Annotated in this window: 11 protein-coding genes; 7 read left to right on the top strand and 4 right to left on the bottom strand. The window is 60.2% G+C overall.

The window, feature by feature from the left end:
• Positions 1 to 42 precede the first annotated feature (42 nt).
• The 3 genes from DHV10_RS14250 to DHV10_RS14260 form a co-directional block, all read right to left on the bottom strand.
• A complete protein-coding gene (locus DHV10_RS14250; protein ID WP_109487022.1) occupies positions 43 to 1,671 on the bottom strand; it encodes a tetratricopeptide repeat protein in 1,629 nt (542 codons plus the stop codon).
• 83 nt (positions 1,672 to 1,754) lie between these two features.
• Positions 1,755 to 3,602, bottom strand: a complete 1,848-nt coding sequence (locus DHV10_RS14255) for a vWA domain-containing protein (RefSeq protein ID WP_109487023.1) — start codon at positions 3,600 to 3,602, stop codon at positions 1,755 to 1,757.
• A 56-nt stretch (positions 3,603 to 3,658) separates the two neighbouring features.
• The gene (locus DHV10_RS14260) at positions 3,659 to 4,588 is read right to left on the bottom strand and encodes a YihY/virulence factor BrkB family protein (protein WP_162601536.1); all 930 of its coding nucleotides are present in this window, start codon (positions 4,586 to 4,588) and stop codon (positions 3,659 to 3,661) included.
• A gap of 496 nt (positions 4,589 to 5,084) precedes the next feature.
• On the opposite strand from DHV10_RS14260, the gene DHV10_RS14265 reads away from it, so the two are divergent.
• The 3 genes from DHV10_RS14265 (at position 5,085) to DHV10_RS14280 (ending at position 8,472) form a co-directional block, all read left to right on the top strand.
• Positions 5,085 to 5,294 (top strand): cold-shock protein, encoded by a 210-nt coding sequence (locus tag DHV10_RS14265; RefSeq protein ID WP_109487025.1) that lies wholly within the window; start codon positions 5,085 to 5,087, stop codon positions 5,292 to 5,294.
• A gap of 306 nt (positions 5,295 to 5,600) precedes the next feature.
• Positions 5,601 to 6,011, top strand: coding sequence for a VOC family protein (locus DHV10_RS14275; protein WP_109487027.1), 411 nt, complete (start codon positions 5,601 to 5,603; stop codon positions 6,009 to 6,011).
• A 535-nt stretch (positions 6,012 to 6,546) separates the two neighbouring features.
• On the top strand, positions 6,547 to 8,472 hold the full coding sequence (locus DHV10_RS14280; protein WP_162601537.1) for an energy transducer TonB family protein: 1,926 nt from the start codon (positions 6,547 to 6,549) through the stop codon (positions 8,470 to 8,472).
• A gap of 241 nt (positions 8,473 to 8,713) precedes the next feature.
• On the opposite strand, the gene DHV10_RS14285 is transcribed toward DHV10_RS14280, so the two are convergent.
• Positions 8,714 to 9,244, bottom strand: coding sequence for a YciE/YciF ferroxidase family protein (locus DHV10_RS14285; protein WP_109487029.1), 531 nt, complete (start codon positions 9,242 to 9,244; stop codon positions 8,714 to 8,716).
• A gap of 226 nt (positions 9,245 to 9,470) precedes the next feature.
• Between DHV10_RS14285 and DHV10_RS14290 the strand changes: the two genes are divergently transcribed.
• The 4 genes from DHV10_RS14290 (at position 9,471) to DHV10_RS14305 (ending at position 15,843) form a co-directional block, all read left to right on the top strand.
• Entirely contained in the window at positions 9,471 to 10,766 is a 1,296-nt protein-coding gene (locus tag DHV10_RS14290; RefSeq protein ID WP_109487030.1) for a cation:proton antiporter, read from the top strand.
• Positions 10,767 to 10,893: 127 nt separating this feature from the next.
• The gene (rpmE, locus tag DHV10_RS14295) at positions 10,894 to 11,121 is read left to right on the top strand and encodes a 50S ribosomal protein L31 (protein WP_109487031.1); all 228 of its coding nucleotides are present in this window, start codon (positions 10,894 to 10,896) and stop codon (positions 11,119 to 11,121) included.
• A 197-nt stretch (positions 11,122 to 11,318) separates the two neighbouring features.
• Positions 11,319 to 12,635 carry a tRNA dihydrouridine synthase DusB gene (dusB, locus tag DHV10_RS14300; RefSeq protein ID WP_420818749.1) on the top strand — a complete coding sequence of 439 codons (1,317 nt, stop codon included), beginning with the start codon at positions 11,319 to 11,321 and terminating at the stop codon, positions 12,633 to 12,635.
• Between the two features lie 286 nt (positions 12,636 to 12,921).
• Positions 12,922 to 15,843, top strand: coding sequence for a ligand-binding sensor domain-containing diguanylate cyclase (locus DHV10_RS14305; protein ID WP_162601538.1), 2,922 nt, complete (start codon positions 12,922 to 12,924; stop codon positions 15,841 to 15,843).
• The last annotated feature ends 3 nt before the right edge of the window (positions 15,844 to 15,846 follow it).

Below are 15,846 nucleotides of genomic sequence, written 5' to 3' on the forward strand. Positions count from 1 at the left end.
CGGGGGCACCCAGCGAGATAAAGCCACCAATCCCTTTCGGACTCACAGGTCTTCTACACGCAATGTGACGTCGGCGCCTCGCCAGGCGGTGTCGAATTGCTGCTTGATCCAGGAGGCTTCGTAGGCGCGGTTCTGGTGCGTGAGCGACTCGGCCAGGCCAAAAAGTGAGCGGGGATTGCGGGGGTTGCGTTCGAGGTCATCGCGGAAGACTTGCTCTGCGGCTTTGGGGTCGCCGGATTTCAGGAGCATACCGCCGAGGGATTCGCGGACGGGGTAGTACCAATCGGCGGGCTCGTTATAGAGAAGCTGATCCTGATTGGCGACGGCATCCCGGAGAAGTGCGATCGCTGCGGGTTTGTCTCCCTTTGCGGACGCGATGCGGGCGGCGAGGATGTCACCTGCGAGGTGAAAGATCTGCGCGGTGTGGTTCTGCACCGGCGGCATAAAGATGTCGTCTTTCGGTGTTGCGGCTTCAATCGCGGCAAGCTGCTTGCGAGCAGATTCGGCTTCGGCGAGTCTGCCGCGCGCGGCGAGGGCGAGGCCGCGGCTGTAGAGCCAATAGGCTTTCAGCGCGTTTGTTTGTGAGGCTGGTTCGGTCATCGCGAGAAGTTCGTCCCACCGGGCGCAGCGGGCGGCGATTGCATATTGCATACCGATGAAGGGCTCGACCATGCCGGCCATGCTTTTGTCGCTGGCCATGGGGCGGAGGTTGTCGGCGAGGCGGTCGGCTTGCGATTTCGCTTCGGCGCAGCGGCCCTGCATGCTGGCGGAGACAGCGCCGAAGTGCAGATTATGCGAGTAGTACATCATCATGTACATGCCCTGCGAGCCTGAGGCAGCGGCATAGGCTTCGTCGGCTTTGGCGGCTGCGACGTTCTGCGCGCGTGCGCCGTCGAAGTTGCCGGTGCGCTCGTAGATGTGCGCAGGCATGTGGACGAGGTGGCCGGCGGCGGGAGCGAGCGTTGGGATGCGCTCGGCGTAAGGCAGGGCGCGCTCGGGATTCGGAGAGGCCTCGACAGCGTGGATGTAGAGGTGCATCGCGCCGATGTGGTTGGGATCGCGGCGGAGAACGCTTTCGAGCGTGGAGACGATCTGGCTGGTTCCCTCGGCGGGAGTGCCGTCGGCATTCCAGAGTTGCCAGGGGCGCAGGTTCATCAGGCTGTCGGCGTAGAGGGTGGCGGCATCAAGGTCGTCGGGATAGCGATGCGTGAGGCCGGCCATCGCTTTTGAGTAGTTGATGTCGAGCTGGTGGTAGTCCGGCTTGGGGTCGGCGGAGAAGCGTTCGCACATCGCATTGATGTAATCGCGCTCGATCGGCGTTGCGCTGGAAGCTAGAGCGCGAGCTTTTTTGCAGGCCTCGACGGCGAGTTTTTCATGCTCGGGGTCGACGGGCAGGTTGTAGTTGGGGCCGACCGCGAGGGCGACTCCCCACCAGGCCATGGAGAATTTGGGATCGAGTTCGGCGGCGCGATGAAAAGAGCGGGCTGCCTCTTCGTGGTTGAAGGCGTAGACGAGGCGGAGGCCCTGGTCGAAGAACTTCTGCGCTTCGGCATTCTCGGTGGAGACGGGATGATGCAGGTTGCTGAGGCCGTCCATCAGGTAGGCGGGCTTTTGCTGGGCTGCGGCGATGGATGCAAGACACAGGGCTACAGCGAGGACGAGGTTCTTCACTGGGACCTCCGCGGAAGATGGGGGAATCGGGTCACAGGATACTACTGCATGAATGCGGGTGGGAACGTCCTCGATGGAGCTGGTCAGGGAGTTATGGTCAGTTCGCTGCGGATGGCGATGGTGTGCCTGGACCCGTCGTCTGCTTTCGCTTCCAAGGCAACTTCGATGGGATGAACGCCGGGCTGCAGGTTGAGTTGCTGAAGATTGAGAGGCGCGGTGATGACAAGGCCGCGGATATTCGCGCTGGCGATTGGAACGGGTACGCGCGGTTCGTCGCCGACAGATATGTAGGCTTTCCACTGCTTCAGAACTGTGTTGCGGAGCTTGGGGTCGATTGTGTAGAGCCGGAGCACGAGTGTAGGGGTCTGCGCAGGGGAGAAGCTGGCGGATGCGGATGGCGCGAGAAGACAGCCGTTCAGCAAAACGGGATCGAGGAGGTTGGTCCTTCCCTGCACTTCTTCGGCGGCGAGGCAGCGGTCAGCAAGGATGATCTCGCTCAGGCGGAAGTTCGCGATGGCTGATGGGTAGACCGCGAACGAGAACTCGCGTGTTCCGACCCCGCCTGTGACGGCGTCGAGGGCGACAACTCGCAGCGAGTAACGACCGGGATAGAGTGGGGTTTCGCGCTGCCAGTGGATGGTGTGCGCTTCGGAAGCGTTCTGCTTCCACGGTTGTTCGTTGAGCCACGCGCCGACGAGCTGGCCTCTGCTTTCGCTCACGAGTTGGGCGTAGATCTGGAGCTTGCGATCGGAGGGTGGTGCGCCGGCCGCTGGAGGCCACGAGAAATCGGCGGCCATGAGCGCGGTGTGAACGCCTCCGGAGTCGGGGAAAAGCCAGGCGTGGGCGGCTGCATCGAGGCGCGGCGCGGACATGTTTTCGAGAGCAGCGAGCATGGTTGACTGCATCTTCTGCTGGTTCTCGGAGATGGGCGCGAGATAGTAGCGGGGACCGCGGAGGCGCACGTTTCGGCGCGGAACAGAAACGGAGATGGGGTGCCAGGCGCCGTCGGTGTCCTGCAGATTGGGGACGAAGGTGATCTGGTAGTATCCGGCCGCATCAGCGGCGACGTCGGAGAGGGCTTCCTGAATGTCGGAGGCCGCGAGACCGCCGGTTTCGTTTGCGCCGGAGAGGAAATCGCCGCGAGTCTGGAAGGCTTGGACCATGTCGATCACCATGGCATCTGCGACCTGTTGACCGGAGATCGAAGATCTTTCCGCGATGTCGTCAGCGGCTCCGCCAAAGGGTATGGTGACGTGGGGTCCGGACGCTTCGACGGTATACATGGCCGCCTGCGCGCGGATAGCGTCGGAGGTGAAATCGGAGGGCCCGTAGCGCACGAGTCGGGGGTCCGGGTCCTCTCGGACGTTTAGCTCGAAATCATTGGCGAATACGATTGCGTGTCTGCCGATGCGGACAGCGAGTTGCTGCACGGCCCGGCTTGCCTCTGTGGGCCACGATTCGCCGAAGAACTGGGGAGGACTCACTTCGTGTGCGAGCTGCTGAAGACGAGCTCGCAGAACAGCGGGATCGTGCGCGAAGGGTGTGTAGTGGCCAGTGTCGTCGATGAGGGCGAGCGTCCAGCTGGGTGGGATCGGCGAGTCGAGATATTTGAGCAGACCTTTGATCGCCGCGTTGCGGCCGGGCGCGGATGCGGGAGCGATAACCAGCAGGACGGAGGTTTGCGAAGATCCGTTGTTGGAACTCTGGTTCAAGCTTCGGACATTGAGAACGCGATCGCGGATACCGCCTTCAGTGAGAGTGAAGTCGTCTGAGCCGAGACCTGCGAGCGGGTGGCCTTCTTTGTCGCGAACGAGCACCTGAACGGTTGCGGTCCAGCGGGGGTCTGAGCTTTGAGGAACGGGGACCTGTGAATGCAGGTGATTCGGGAGGAGGAGCAGGCAGACAAACAACGTGCTGGAGCGAGGACCCATAGGAGAGACGCCCGATCGTCCGCAGCATACACCGGTGAGCGGCGGAGATGTTGTGATCAGTCTCTTGCCGGCTTTTCCAGTCTTGGAACGGCGCTGAACTGGGCTCCGGCGAAGAGAATGAGGCCGGAGATGTAGGCCCAGAACAAAAGTCCGACGGAGACGAAGAAGGGGCCGTATAGGGCTTTCAGATCCATGTGCGGAAGGATGGCGACGTAGGCTTCTTTGGCGGCGAGCCAGATGATGCCGGTGACGATGGACGTTCGGATGACCTGGCGGGCGGGGATGCGGCGATTGGGCAGGAGCCAGTAGATCGAGAAGAAGAAGAGGATCGAGGCCATGCCGGTGGTGATGGCGAGCCAGACGTAGCTGATGCCTTCGAAGACCATGTTGTCGGTGTGGTGGAAGAAGACGAAGCCGAGCAGCTGGCGCTGCCATGTGCTGAGGAAGACGCTGCCCATAGCGAGGAAGACCATGAGGATGGCGAGCCCGAAGGCGACTGTCTGGTTGAGCAGGTAGTTGCGGCTCTTCGTGACACCCCAAGCCTGATTGAGGGCAACTTCGAGGGGCAGGAAGATGCCGGTGCAGGAGATGAGGATCATGACGACCGAGAGAGCCTGCACGCCGTGGCGCGAGGCGAGGGCGGCGGCATTCTCAAGGCGGTAGGTGAGGAAGCCCTGGGAGGCCGTGGTGGGCAGGAACTGCTCGACTAGTTTGGTGACGACGTTGGACATCTCCTGTGAGTGGAAGACGGAGAGCGCCATGGTGTAGAGCAGGACGATGAGCGGGATGAAGGAGATGATGGCGTTGGCGGCGACGCTGAAGGCGTAGGTGTGGACCTCGGCGTCGAGCAGGTATTCGATGATGGGCGCGCAGCGCTTGCGCCAGCGGAACCACTTGGAGGTCTGAGCGGGCTGGGTCTGATCGAAACCGCGGGCAGCGGGAACAGGTTCAGCGACGGCGGCTCCGGATTGTGAGGCGGTTTCCAACAGTGCTCTCCAAGACAAAAGGGTACGAAATGAAAGCTCTTGCGGCTTGTGCGCTCTCTCACGGAGCTTGTCTGCTCTTGCGAAATCGATTTCGCAAATCGGAGCCGGCATCGCGACGGCTCTACTTCCCGGTTTGGGGGATGGAATCTGCAGGTATTTTTTCATAAGCTGCGGGGACCGGGTTGTTACCGAAGAGAGTGGGGAAATTTTTCTTGCTTTTGAGGTACATACCTGCCATAACTTGAGCACGGCGCGCGGGAGACACGCCGTTTTTCAGGAAGGCCATTGCAGTGGATGTTCTGGTGTTTGGAAAGCACAACCCCAATCCAGCGATGAAATGAGCTGCCAAGCGCTTTCAAGGAAGCGTGCCGGCGGCTCTTGGCGTTTATGGACTGGGATTACCTGGCGAGAAGCGAATCCTGCGACAGAAGTAGACAGGAGCGCCAACGCGAGGTTTCCCCAATTGTGCTAACCGCAAAAAAGAAGGAGAAGGTGAATGAAGGAGCAGGGCGTAGTGAAGTGGTTCAACGGGGCAAAGGGATACGGATTCATTCAACGCTCGAGCGGTGAAGACGTGTTCGTGCATTTCTCAGCCATCCAGGAAAGCGGCTACAAGACGCTGAATGAAGGCGACTCGGTCGAATTTGAGTGCCAGCAGGGACCCAAAGGACTGAGCGCAGCCAACGTCAGCCGCGTAGTGGGTTAGTTTTGCTTTTCGGGGCCGGGGACGTAGGTCACGTTGTTGTTTTTGCTGAATTGCCTTAGGTGCTGTAACTTCCCGGGGTCAACTCGAACAATTTGAAGAATGCCGACGGCGGATCGGGTGCAGCCGTGCGCGCTGGGGCTTGCTTTCTTATCGGATCAGAATGCCGATGAGCCGACTGCCTCATGCCTGCAGAGTGCTGTGCCGGTCCGCTTCCGCGTTTCAGGCGCAATCGCGGCTGCGTTCGTCACGAAACGATTCTCCGCGTTGGGTTTCGTGATTCAATGCCGTTGAGGTCACCGATTCGCAGTGCTGAATTCGATCACACCTTTCTTCATTGTTGACGATCTCGAAGCGACGATCCGGTTCTACGAAATCCAACTCGGTTTCGAAGTTCGTTACAAGGGCGGCGGCGATGGTGAGGTCGGCGACTACTGGGCGTTCGTCGGGCGCGATCACGTGATGATCATGCTGAAGGCGATTGCGCCGGATGTGCATCCCCTACCCAATGCCTCACGGCATGCGTGGGCGAGGTGGGATGCTTACGTGAATGTCGATGATCCTGATGCGCTGTATGCGGAGTTGGCGGACAGGGGCGTGAGAATTCATCAGGATGTTGGTGACACTGCGGACGGCCTGCGGGCGTTCGAGGTGATGGACAACAACGGGTACGTGATCTGCTTCGGTCGGCCTCTCAGGAACAGGTCGGGTTGTGCTTGAAGGCCAGATGCTGTTCGGTCTGAACAGGGGGTACCCTACCCTATACATCTTGTGGCCAAGTTCCCTTGTTTCTTCGGTTTAGGCCAGGCAGAGCGTTGCAAGCGTGTCATACCATTGGAATTACTCACAAGGTGTTTCATCACAAAGGGTTTAACTGCCGAAAGCAGCACGAATCGCGACAAGGTCCGCGAAATGCGGAGCCTTGCGCGCGGCGACGGATGGCTTTTCAAGTGTGTATCTCCAGTATGACAAAAAGCGCGAAATAGACTGCAAAGCGCGCGGAGCTTTTTGAGTTGCGAGGCGCTGTGGGCTGGATTCCCACTCATTGCGCCGAATCTGCGCGATGAATGGGGCACAGCTGCTGGGGATGAATGGGGAGTGGCTGAGATGACGTTCGTCAGGGTTCAAGACACCTGCCGCAGTGATGTGTCTTGCAAGCTGGGCTAAACTGGCGCTTCCGATCAGAGAGATATGGCTCCGCGAATCGCGTGTCCGTTGTCGGCGTGTTCGTGCTGAGGTCGATGAGGAGAGCACGGTGACGAGGTCGAGTCGCGCTGGAATGCCGGTGGTCCGCGATGTGTGCCTGAGGCGGAAAGACCTGCTCGTTGCGGTCGCAGCGGTTTGCGCGGTGCTGATTGTCCTTGCTCCGCGTGTCCAGGCCCAAGCCAGCGCAGAGGAAGTGGCTGCCAAGTGCAAGCTCGACGCGTCAGAACCGAAGGGCTTGCCGTTTGGCGCTGATGGGCGGATGAAACTGCTCAGCACCGGCCCTCTGAAGGCGGGAGAACCGAACGAGATTTCGATCGCTCTCACCGGCCCTCCGGTGAACTGCATCTTTATCGACGCCGTGGAGCTTGCTGAGCTTCATCACCGCGCGAACGGGACTTCGTACGTAGTGGTCACGCCGACAGAGATGGGGAAAGTTCCTCTGGTGCTGATGGCGTTCTTCTCTGACGGAGGGTTTGGGACTCTTCAAACTGAGATGGAAGTTGTTCCTTCCGACCGCACTCCAACTGCATTGATCCTGCAAGGGAGCGGTGAGCCGGGCAGCGATACAGCTCTCGTCCGACTGAGCCTCAAAGACAGCCGGTGGAATCAGGATCCCGCCTACTGGGAACATGTTTATGCAGCTGCCTTCTATCCGGACTCGAAGAAGCCCGTTGAGATTGCGCCTGAGTTTCTGAAATTTGCTTTCAAGCAGTCACGGGAAAAGCCGGTTCTGGAAATTGCGAAGGACGGCGGATTCAAGCCGCTGCGAACGGGCGATGCCCTGCTGAGCGTGACGTTTGGCAACACGACACGGGAGACCTGCATTCAGGTGCGGGATGACGTGTTTTGGGGCGACAACACGCGGTGCGATCAGCTTCGTTCTCCGCGGGCTGAGGCACCGCTGGACACGGTGTGGACGGTGAACCCGGATGGGCTGGGAAGTTCGATCAGCCATTCGGACTTTTTTGTCTCGCGCATTGCAGTGAAGCCGCCGGACCATCCGGTGGCTTTGGCGCAGCCTGTGAGGATTCCGCTGACGATAACGGGAGGCACGATTCGCCGGATCACGTATGAGCAGAAACGTGCGGGGAGCAACGCTACGCTTTCGTTCGATCCGCTCATACCGGGTCCGAAGAGACCGGTCATGAATTCAGACACGGAAGATGGGCGCTTTCTGGATGGGCCTGATGGGACCAAAATCTTTGAGCTGATCCCGGTGGAGCTGGGTGATGAAACAGTTCGCATCACGGCGCGGTTCGAGGATGGTGGATTCGATGAGAGATTCTTTCATCTGCGAACTGAACCAACGGACCAGAACCTTGATCGTATTGACATCGATTATCGGATTTATCCTCTCGGTCATCCGCACATCGATGTCGGTCTCAAGTACAAGCATCTGCAGAATCCGATCATGCTGCACACGCTCGATCGCGTGAAGTTCGCAGTGACGCCGACGGATGTTGTTCGTTGCGACTCGGACGGGACAGCACACGAGTTGAAAAACGGTACGGCGATGGTATCGGCGCGACTCGGCAGCGTCCAGAGCACTCGAAGCATTCGCGTTGATTTGGCTGAGTCGAATCCGAAGCCGCTGGATCGGGTGACGGGAGAGGCTGCACTTGCTGACGATGGGGACGGATCGCCTCAGATCGGGATCATCGGAATCTCCGACACACATGGGGTGGACTTCAGAACTTACCTCGGCCGGTCGAAGAGGGTCCTGAAGGCGAAGTGGATGGAGCTCTTTGGAAGAACGTTCAGCGGTTCGCAGCAGCCGCCGGGGGATGTTGCGATTCGCTTCAAGCTTCTGCCGAACGGATACATCGTGAACGGCAGTATGATCCTCGATCGGTCTTCCGGGCACACATCCCTGGATCGCGCGGCGTGGGTGACGATCTCGAATACGCGTTTCGGTCCGTTGCCGGGCGGATTTCAGGGGACTGTGCAATTGCGTGTGGAGTTCAGAACCTACTAAGTTCCTGCCGGCTTTGGTTGGTCGTTTCCACCTCGATCCAACTGACGGCGGATTGAGAATGGGGCACCCGCTATTTCTGAATTTGAAAACAAGAACGCCCACTCCTGTTGGGGTGGGCGTTCGGATCTCGTTCGTGTGTGTGACTATTCGCATGATTCCCACTCATCGCGCGCAATAAGCCTGCGCGATGAATGGGGCTCAGCTTGTCGATCAATGGGGCACTGCCTGTGCCTTAGATCTTCTAAGCGGCGGCAGTGGTTTTGGATTCGCGCTGGGCTTTGGGGTTGGCGCGGTGCGAGATTTCGGTCAGCAGGCGGTCGGCGTGCTTTTCTTCGTCGAGGGTCTGCTGCAGGATCTGCGCGTGTTCGGCGAGACCCAGGGTCTCCGCCCAGTCACGGGCGCTGCCGTAGGAAGCGATCTCGTAGTGCTCGACCTTTTGCGCGGTGGCGATGAGACCGGCATCGCGGACTGAACCGGGATCTGTTTCTTTGGTGATGTTTTCGCCGGAGCCGACGATCGCGGTCAGGATTGGATCTTTCTTGTCATCCGCGTCTCCCTTCACGTCGGTCAGCAGGCGCTGAATGCGCTGAACGTGAACGCGTGTTTCCTGAAGGTGCGACTGGAACGCCTGCTTGAGTTGAGGCTCCTCGGCGTGATCAATCATCTTGGGAAGTCCATCGACGATCTGGTTCTCGGTCGAGAGTAGATAGCGGAGTTGTGCAGTGTAGAGTTCGCGAAGACTCTGAAAGTCGTTGGGTGTAATCAGTCCCATAGATTTACCTCTAATCAATTTGCGTGCGCTCGTTCCCTGCACTTGGAGGTAAGGACCTAAGTACACGTTGTCCCCGCGGGATGGGTTGTAGTGGAAATCGAGAGTGGATGAAGAAGGTCTGGATGGGGGGCGGGGGTCGCGAGTGGCGGGAAATTTGCGCAACTCGAAGGATGGAGGGCAGTAAGAACTCAGGCCGCTGCATCTCACTTATTCAGGTGCCTTCTCCGTGTCCAACAATTCTTTGACCTCGGTTCTCTTTGTCCTTTTATTGCTCGTGGGCCTGGCGCAGCTGCTTGGCGCTCTCTTCGTGAAGATGCGGCAGCCCAAGGTGATCGGCGAGATCCTGGCCGGAGTGGTGCTGGGGCCGGCTCTGCTGGGTCGCTTCCCTGCTCTGGCCGGACTGACGCAGGGCGCGCTGCACAAGAGCGACGTGCTGGAGTTCATCTACTGGCTGGGTCTGCTGCTGCTGATGTTTCTGAGCGGAGCCGAGACGCAGCAGCTGTTCACGCGCGAAGAACGGCGCGAGGTGGGCTGGCTGACGGTGGTGGGAACGGGGCTGCCCTTTGCGCTGGGACTGGTGCTGGCGCCCATGCTGATCCGGCCGTCGCTGGAGGGTCCGAACGGGAACCGGCTGTCGATGATCATCATTCTCGCTGTGGGCGTGGCGGTGACGTCGGTGCCTGTGGTGTCGAAGATCTTCACCGATTTGAAGATTCTGCATACGCGGTTTGCACGGCTGGTGTTGGGCGTGGCGGTGCTGGAAGACATCGTGTTGTGGCTGGCCCTGGCCATCGCCACGGCGGCGGCAGGCAAGCAGGCGCTCGATCCGCGGAAGATGACGATGCATCTGGGACTGACGCTGGCGTTCTTCGCGCTGGGATTGACGATTGTGCCGCGGATCGTGAAGCGGATCAACAAGGCCGAATTCAACGTGATGGCGAAGACGAGCCCGGTGGGATACGCCATTGCGGTGCTGCTGGCCTACTGCGCGGTGGCGGGAGCGCTGGACGTGAGCCTGGTGTTCGCGGCGTTTCTGGCGGGGTTTGCCGTGGTGCACAAGAAGCGGAGGCTCTTCGCGGACGCGCTGGACTCGATCGGCAAGGTGGCGTTCGCGGTATTCGTGCCGGTGTACTTCGCGATTGTGGGTTTGAAGCTGGACCTGGCTCGCGGGGTGTCGTGGGGCATGATTGCGGCGTTCGTTCTGGGCACGTGCGCGGTGAAGATTGCGTCGGTTTCGCTGGCGGGGCGGATTGCGGGATTTCGCGGGCTGGACCTGCTGAATCTGGCGATTACGACGAACGCGCGGGGCGGGCCGGGGATTGTGCTGGCCAGCGTGGCGTTCGACGCGGGGATCATCAGTTCGCAGTTCTATACTACCCTGGTGATCGCGGCGGTGGTGACGTCGCAGATAGCCGGGGCGTGGCTGGACTTTGTGCTACGCAAGGGCTGGCCGCTGTTGACGCCGGTTGAGGGCGGGCTGAAGGTTGGGCGGACAGGAGATAGCCCGTCCATCGCAGCGTAGGGCGCCCGTGTAGGTCGACTTGAGGCGGGCTCGGGGCGGGTTGGATATGGCGGGTTGAACCGTTTGCGCCCTCCTGCGAATCTCAATACAATAGGTAAGGAAGATTGCAGGAAAGGTCTGTCTCTCGATGGCTAAGGAAAAGATTCACCCCAACTACAACGCGGTGCGCGTGCTTTGTGCCTGCGGAAACAACTTTGAGACCCGGTCGACCCACAAAGGCGACATCCACGTAGAAATCTGCTCGAACTGCCACCCGTTCTTCACCGGCAAGCAGCGCCTGGTGGACACGGCAGGACGCGTGGAGCGGTTCCGCCGGAAGTACGCGAAGGCGGAAAAGGCAGCTCCGGCGAAGTAAAGCAGGAGGAGTTGCTGACATATCAGGCCTCCGCCAAGCGCGGAGGCCTTGTTCGTTTAGAGCAGTCATCAGTGGTCAGTTTTCAGTTGTCAGTCGGTGCCTTCCAACAGAGGCGTTCCGCGAACAGCTGTTGCTGAGAACTGATGACTGAGAACTGAGAGCTGGAAACTGGTTCTATGGCGGGCAAGGGATTCACGGTGAAGAAGAACTGGGACAATCCCATTGAGCATGCGATGCCCGAGGGGGTTCGTGTGCCTGCCGAGATGCGGATAGGGCCGGTGGTGGTGGCGCCAGCCACGGTGCTGGCGCCGATGGCGGGCGTGACGGATACCGTGTTTCGGCGGTTTATCCGGCATGCCAGCGTTTTTACCAGTGGTCAGGGGTCAGTGGTCAGTGATCAGAGATCAGAGATCAGTGATCCAAGATCAGAGGTCAGTGATCAGGGGTCAGAGATCAGAGATCAGAGAACAAAGATCAGAGATCAAGGGTCGGATGCCAGGGACCAGGGTGAGGATGTTGCGGCGGTTGAGGCTGAGGTGACGAACTCGCAGTCGGGGTGCGGGCTGCTAATGACGGAGTTTACGTCGGCGGACGGTCTGTCGCGGATGCGGGAGTCGAAGCGGCGGCGGTACCTGACGTTCTATGACGATGAGCACCCGATCGGGGCGCAGCTGTTCGGGTCAAACGCGGAGACGCTGGCGGAGGCTGCGCGGATCGTGGAGGACACGGGGTTCGACACGGTTGACCTGAATCTGGGGTGCCCGGCGAAGCGCGTGGTGGGCTGCAATGGCGGTTCGGGGCTGCTGCGGGATTTGCCGAAGATCGGCGAGATCTTCAGGGCGGTGCGCAAGGCGGTGACGATTCCCTTCACCGTGAAGTTCAGGCTGGGGTGGAATGACGCCCAGATTGTGTGCGTGGAGCTGGCACGGATGGCGGAGGAAGAGGGGCTCTGCGCCGTTGCGCTGCATGCACGGACGCGCGAGCAGGGGTATAGCGGGCAGGCGCGCTGGGAGTGGATTGCGGCGGTGAAGCAGGCGGTGCGGATTCCGGTGATTGGGAACGGAGACATCCGTACGCCGGAGGATGCCGCCGCGATGGTGGCGCAGACGGGGTGCGATGCGGTGATGATTGGGCGGGCGGCCGCGGCTAATCCGTGGATCTTCAGGCAGATCGCGCAGTATACGGCGTCGGGAAGCTACGATAGACCGACCTTTGCGGACCGTCACCACATGATTCGGGCATACTTTGAGATGCTGCTGGCCGAGGCCGAGGCATCGAAAGAGCTGCCGCGCGATGGGCGCATGGGCGAGACCGCGGGGAAGATGAAGCAGTTCGCGACCTGGTTTACGCACGGGGTGCCTGGCGGGGCCAAGCTGCGCAAGGCCATCTACACGGCGAAGACGGGTGCCGAGGTTCTGGATCAGGTGAATGCCTTTTTCGCCGATCCGCCTGCCGGTGCGGAGGCAGAAATCGCTCCGGTTGCGTTCCCGGATTCAGAGCTGGTGTGCGACTAGGCGCGTGACATCACGGGTGAAATCAAATAGATAGAATCGGCTCTCGATTCGACATCTCCTGAACCGCAGGTAACGTACCCCAAATTACCTCCGCACCTTTGTCTGACAACAACTTAGACCAAAGTGGCATGTCCTGCGACGAAACACGTGGCTATAGTTGGGTTACTGAAGATCACGAGGTCCGGCGCATGGAATGGGGTCGGGGATTCCGGCGGTGGGTGGGGTTTTAGGAGTCCGGAATAAGGGACCGATCCTCGTGCAGTCGTCCTTCGAGAGAGATGGCGCGTTGCAGAATCGAAGACCCAATTCGGTCAGGTTTTTTGCGGCAGCAGCACTGGCGGTGGCGATGCTGGGCTCTGTGTGCGCGCGAGTTTCGGCACAGCGATACAGCTTCCGCCAGTACACGCAGGGGCTGGGCAATCTCAATATCACGGCGATTCAGCAGGACCGCACCGGGTATCTGTGGGTGGGTACGCAGAACGGGCTTTATCGCTACGATGGCAGCCAGTTTCAGCGATTCGGCGCAAGCCAGGGTATGCCGGATCGCATCATCGACAATCTTTACGTAAGCCAGGATGGGACGCTATGGGTGGGAACGACCGCGGGCGTCTATTTCGAGCGCAAGGACGGACAGTTTGCGCAGGTGAAGCTGCCGGTCCCGCTGAATGAATTCACTCATCCGACGGGCACGACATTTGCTTCGGGCAAGAACGACGAGGTGGTGACGGTTTCGACCAGCCACGGAGTCGTGCTGAGGAAGCGCGGGCCGGATGATTGGACCGCGGAACCATTGAATCTGCAGGGTGCGTTTATCTGGAGCGTGCTGTACGGGCCGGATGGATCGCTCTGGTATGGATGCGACAAGGAACTGTGCAGACTGAAGGACGGGCATACGACGCTAATGCGCACGGTGCTCGGACTGCCGGAAGAGCAGTGGCTGACGATGATGGTTGCGCGGGACGGAAACATCTGGATGCGCAGCAATCAGCATATCCTGGAGCTGTCTCCAGATGGAAGCCGCGCGGATATGCGCGACCTGCCGGGGAAGCCGGTGGCCGAATCTTATCCGCTGCTGGCAGAGGATTCGCAGGGGAGAATCCTCACTTCGCAGCTCTCGTCGATTGCGCTGTGGGAGAAGGATCACTGGCGGTTCGTTACCGAGCGGAACGGGATCTCGTCTTTCGAGGTGCAGGGGCTGTTTGTCGACCGCGAAGGCTCGATCTGGATGGGTGTGGTGGGCCATGGGCTGGAGCGCTGGGTGGGCGAGGACAGCTGGGAGGCGTATACCGAGGCTGACGGGCTGCAGGACAACCTGATATGGTCGTCGATTCGCGACAACCAGGGGCGCTTGTGGATCGGCACGGAGACGGGACTGAGCTTTATTCCTGCCGGATCGAACACGGCGAAGGCCTGGCATTTGCCGGGCACGCAGATTTCACGCGCCGGTTCGCTGGAGCTTGGGCCTGACGGAGCTATCTGGCTGGGAAGCATGGCGGGAAGCCTGACGCGCATCGATGCGAAGAATTTGAGCGGAAGAATGATGAAGATGCCGGCGGTTTATGGACTGCTGGCGGACGGCCCAAACCGGATGTGGATTGCGACGGTGACAGGTCTGTACGCGATTGATCCTTCCGATGCGAATGCAAGACCAGAGCCGGTTGTGTCGTCGGCTTTCCCAAAAGGCTCGATGCGGTTCACGAGCATGAGCAAGGATTTGAAGGGACAGCTCTGGGCCACTTCGGATCACGGTATCTTCAAGCTCGACACCACGGGCTGGCACGCAATTGATGCGGGCGGGTTCGGAACCAGGCCGGACATTATCGCTGCTGACTGGAAGGGCAACCTATGGGTTGCTGGTCCTTCGCAGGATCTAATGAAGCTGCGCGTTGATGGGACGAAGGTGGTGTCTGCCGAACACATCGGGCATCCGCCGCTGATGTCAGAAGGAATTGTGGCGCTCCGGGTGGATCGCCGCGGACGGCTGTGGGTGGGCGAGGACGCTGGTGTGACCGTCTACGACGGCCAGATGTGGCGCAGTTTCACGCAGGACGATGGCCTGATCTGGAACGACACGGACAGCTTTGCCATCTACGAAGATCGCGACGGGAGCATGTGGATCGGGACATCAGCGGGTCTGAGCCACCTGATCAAGCCGGAAAATGCGCTGGCCGGATCGCCGCCTCCGCCGGCCATTTCGCAGGTATCGTTCGGATTGACGGAAGTGACGGACGGCGGCTCCGTGAAGTGGAGTTCGAACGCGCCGCTGACTGTCTCAATGGCGCTGCTTTCGTTCAAGGACACGCAGGACATCGGGATTCGCTACCGGCTCGTGGGAGAGCAGGATTCGGCGTGGGAGAACACGCGCGAACTGACGGTGCACTTCCGGCATTTGCTCCCCGGGAACTATCGTTTTGAGGTGGAAGCGGTGAATGCGGCCGGCAGCTCAGTTTCTCCGCGGGCTTCGTTCTCGTTCAGAATCGCTCCGCTGTGGTGGCAGAATGTCTATCTGCAGCGCGGGCTGGGTGTACTGTGCCTAGTGCTGGCTGTGTGGGCGTGGCGACGCCGTGTGGGTCAGCTGATGCGCCAGAAGCGGCAGCTGGAAGAAGCAGTTCGGGATCGCACGAAGGACCTGGAGAAAGAGAAGACGGAGCTGGTCCGCACGCGCGAACAGATGCGGCACTTCGCGGAGCATGATGGGCTGACCGGACTGTGGAATCACCGCATTATCGTGGAGCGCCTACGCGGAGAGGTCGACCGGTCGATGCGCGACGGCAGCCCCCTGGCGGTGATCCTGGCCGATCTCGATTACTTCAAGCAGATCAACGATGCCATGGGCCACGTGTATGGCGACATGACGCTGCGCGAAACGGCGGCGCTCTTCCAGAAGGTTGTGCGCAGCTATGACTGGGTGGGGCGATACGGCGGCGAGGAGTTTCTGCTGATTCTGCCGGGGTCGAGCATCGATGCGGCGCGCGATCGGGCTGAGCAGCTGCGCAAGATTCTGGAGAACGCCGTGATCGGCGAGGGCGACAGGAAGTTTTCTGTCACGGCGAGCTTCGGCGTGGCCGCGGGGTTCCCGACGAACTACGAAGAGATGATTCAGATCGCGGATGCCGCCCTGTATCGCGCAAAGAACAGCGGACGCAACCGTGTTGTGGCGACAGAGATCAAGCCGAACGTGATCTCGATTTCGCAAGCTGCCGGATAGCGT

This window comes from Occallatibacter savannae (assembly GCF_003131205.1).
Classification (GTDB): Bacteria; Acidobacteriota; Terriglobia; order Terriglobales; family Acidobacteriaceae; genus Telmatobacter; species Telmatobacter savannae.

Coding starts and splice junctions, on each gene's coding strand:
- DHV10_RS14285 (WP_109487029.1), bottom strand. CDS start 9,244: ATGGGACTGATTACACCCAACGACTTTCAGAGTCTTCGCGAACTCTAC.
- DHV10_RS14265 (WP_109487025.1), top strand. CDS start 5,085: ATGAAGGAGCAGGGCGTAGTGAAGTGGTTCAACGGGGCAAAGGGATAC.
- rpmE (WP_109487031.1), top strand. CDS start 10,894: ATGGCTAAGGAAAAGATTCACCCCAACTACAACGCGGTGCGCGTGCTT.
- DHV10_RS14255 (WP_109487023.1), bottom strand. CDS start 3,602: ATGGGTCCTCGCTCCAGCACGTTGTTTGTCTGCCTGCTCCTCCTCCCG.